The 2,406-nt window shown below is 29.9% G+C and carries 1 protein-coding gene; it reads right to left on the bottom strand.

What is annotated here, in order from left to right; all coding sequences use genetic code 11:
* A partial coding sequence (locus KKC53_06280; GenBank protein MBU2598753.1) for a UvrD-helicase domain-containing protein occupies positions 1 to 2,406 on the bottom strand: 2,406 nt, incomplete at both ends.

A 2,406-nucleotide genomic window follows, 5' to 3' on the forward strand; every position in this document is an offset into this window, starting at 1 on the left:
AAAAATAAAGTGCATTTAATCTTTTCTGGAGATATTTTATATAATTCGCTAAGAGCTAATGAATATATTTTTAATTGGAGGTTTTCATTTAAATTAAGATCAGCAGGCTTTTTACCACTTTTGAAATCAACTATCTCATAAAATCCGTTATCTACTTTCTGAATTCTGTCCATAAATCCCCTGATAATATGATTATTTATTTTTAAATTAAAAAGCTGTTCTACTGCTAATATATTCTCATCTGTTTTTGAGAAACGACTGAGCAAGTAATTTTTTATCATCTTTTTAATACCCGGGATTCTTTCTTCATATATAAGGTCTTCTCCACTTAATATCTCACCCCAACTTATACTTTCGCTCCATCCAATTGGAAAATCTAATTTCTCAAGTTCAGTTTTTTCAATTATTGATCTTTCAATTGCCTGGTGTATTAAATTTCCTACTTTAATTGATAAACGATTTGGTGTCGGAAGTGGTTGAACATAAGTCCAGAAATATCTTTTAGCACAATTCTTATAAATTGATAAAGCTGAGTAACTAAATGTTGGTGAATGAAGAGTGAATTTCTTCCCTCCTCTTCTATATATCCTTTTTTTACCAGTAGCTATAACATTTTTTATTTCTATCTCTTTATCTAATGCTTCATCTCTTATCTCTTTGGAAATTGTTATTTCAGGAAAGGTTGATTTTAATTTTTTTTCAATTTCATCTGGTGATTGATCTTTTTCTACAAAACCAGCTAAATTTATTTCTTCTATAGCTTCTGACCATCCCCTTCTTTTTCTCTTAATTCTGTATTCAGCTTGAAGCATTGGGTTTTCCATTACTTTTAATTTTTCCCTTATATCCTCTCCCAATATTTCTACCAATTTTTTATTTAAGGTAGTTTCTAAGAATCGAGATATTTTTTTAGGCTTTTTATTCTCTCTGATAAAAGGAGAATAAGAAAGATACAATCTATCTTTTGCACGTGTACAAGCGACATAAAAAAGTCTTCTTTCCTCCTCAAGAGCAATTTCTTTTAGTGCATTTCTATATTTAGACTTACTTGTATAATTTTCCATATCAGGAAGATACTGGGCATCTCCTCTTAGAGATAATGGAGTCCTATATGGACTGTAACTTATTCTTAAATCTGGAAAGTCACCCTCACATAACATAGGAACAAATACAATTGGAAACTCCAATCCCTTAGCAGCATGAATGGACATAACTTTAACATCATCTCCAATACCTGGTACAAGTTCTTCAGGTTCAAGCTCAGCTGCCTTTAGAACTTCCCTTAAGTAAAGCATGAAACTGTTAAAAGATGCTTCTGCTTTTGTTCTCTCAAAATCTGAAGCTATTCTTATAAGTTTTTCTAAATTTGCTTTTCTTCTTTCAGATTCTCTAGATTTTTCTGACATTAGTTCGGAAAAGAGTCCAGTTTGCTCAAACATCTCTCTTAAAAGATGTGGTAAAGAGAGTCTTTCTGATAAAAAAACAAAATGACTTAATTCTTTTGATAGTTGATTTAATCTGTCTTTGGTATCTTTACTTAGCTCATCTATTTTTCCCGATTGCAGTACAGCATCAATAAGATTTACCCTCATTTCAAATTCAGTCTTGTTTTCCACTAAATTCTCATTCTTACTTCCAATTTCAGCATTGCTTTTTACTGAACTTTCGTTCTTAACTCTGATTTTCTCTGATTCTCTATTCTTACTTTTTATTTCCTCTATATACTCTTTATCTTTACTGATAATATACTTTGCGAGATGAAAAATGTCTCTATCACAAATTTTATACTTTGGTGATTTTAAAACACGAACCAATGCTATTGAATCACCTGGGTCATGAGTTAATTTTAATAAAGAAATGGCATCAATAATTTCAGATCGATAGTAGAATCCTCTTCCTCCAATAATTTCATATGGTATATCTTTTTTGTCTAAAGATATTGTTATTTTATCAAATCTCTTTTTCCTGCAAAGAATTGCTATATCTTTATAGGAAAAATTTTTGCTTTTTATTAAATTTTCAATTTCTTTTACTATAAATTCAGCCTCATCACTATATGTTGGAGCAAAGAATGCAAAAACTTTTGAATCTTTTTTAAAATAGGCTTTTGGTATTTTCTCTAATCTATTTTTATTATCTTTCACTACATTATAAGCAACATCCAATACATTTTGTCCTGTTCGAAAACTCTTTGTAATAGAAGTGGTTTTTACTTTTTGTTTGAAAGGTTCCAACTGATTAAATTTTAAGATATTATAAACAGATGCTCCTCTCCAACCATATATCGATTGATCATCATCACCAACTACAGTCACATTTTTATCTTCACCAGAAAGGAGATATATAAGCTCAGCTTGTGCAATATTAGTGTCTTGATATTCATCAACAAATACATATTTATATCTG

The sequence above is a fragment of the Actinomycetota bacterium genome, assembly GCA_018830725.1.
Lineage (GTDB): Bacteria > Actinomycetota > Humimicrobiia > JAHJRV01 > JAHJRV01 > JAHJRV01.